Source organism: Nostocoides jenkinsii Ben 74, assembly GCF_001046875.1.
GTDB lineage: Bacteria > Actinomycetota > Actinomycetes > Actinomycetales > Dermatophilaceae > Nostocoides_A > Nostocoides_A jenkinsii.
The window spans coordinates 3799930-3800847 of record NZ_HF571038.1; the positions used below are offsets into that span (position 1 = coordinate 3799930).

General features: G+C 70.8%; 2 protein-coding genes. Both read left to right on the forward strand.

Translation table 11 applies throughout. The features are described 5' to 3' along the window. Positions 1-60: 60 nt before the first annotated feature. Positions 61-612, forward strand: a complete 552-nt coding sequence (locus BN13_RS19870) for a hypothetical protein (protein WP_048548094.1) — start codon at positions 61-63, stop codon at positions 610-612. Beyond that, positions 609-918, forward strand: a 310-nt coding sequence (locus BN13_RS18135; RefSeq protein ID WP_201329118.1) for a TniQ family protein, incomplete at its 3' end; no start/stop codon positions are given. The genes BN13_RS19870 and BN13_RS18135, both read left to right, overlap by 4 nt.

Here is a 918-nt window from a genome sequence, read left to right on the forward strand (position 1 = left end):
CTACCGCAACGGCCGGCCCGACGTTGCTCGTGCCCGTGCGCCGCGAGAACGGAGGTCGGCATGAGCGCCTGGCAGCTCTACCCCAACCATGTCTGGCTCGCCGACGGCGACCACGCTCTCGTCTTGCTGGTGATGGGTCTTCCCGAACGTCAGGTCCTGGGCGCCACCGTCGTCCAGGAACCCGCAGACGCGGCCGCGTTGCTGGCCCGCCTCGTGGACGCTCACGGCTGCCCGGCGACGCTGCGTTCGATCTGGGACCCACTCTTCGAGGGCGTCAACGCTGCAGCTCGCGCCGCCGTTCGTCAGGCGGGCTGCGCTGACCCCGTGGGCAAGCTGGAGTCTGACGACTTCGTCTGGGCGCTCGACATCGGCGACGCCGCCACCCAAGCAATCCGGGACAGCAACCCCGCCACCATCGATGACGCTGCCAGCGCTCTCGAGAGGTGGCTCCACGCCCCCGCTCGCACGCCATCGGCCAAATTCACCGGCCAGCGCTCGGGTAGCCTGACCCATGACGCCTACCCTCGCGAGGGACCGGGAAGTGACCCCCAGGATCTCCTGCCGGACGACAGGGCCTGGGGGTCGCGCACACCACCCCCAGACGCGCCATGACCGCAGCCCTTCCGGTGCCCGTTGCGCCGCGCCCTGGGGAGTCGATCGAGTCCTGGCTCGAGCACCTCGCCGACGCCAACGGCCTCACCACCGCCCAGCTCCTCACTGCGACAGGTCGTGGACGCGCTGGTACCCGGTACCTCACCCTCGCGCCGTCACCGGAGACGATCACCCGTCTCGCGGCTCTCGCCCGCGTCGATGAACGGGACGTGTATGCCGCCACCCTCGCCGCCTTCGACGGAACCGCCCTCGACCTCACCGGACTCGACTCGGCCGACCGGCACTCCTACCGGCAGGTCGCCGCCC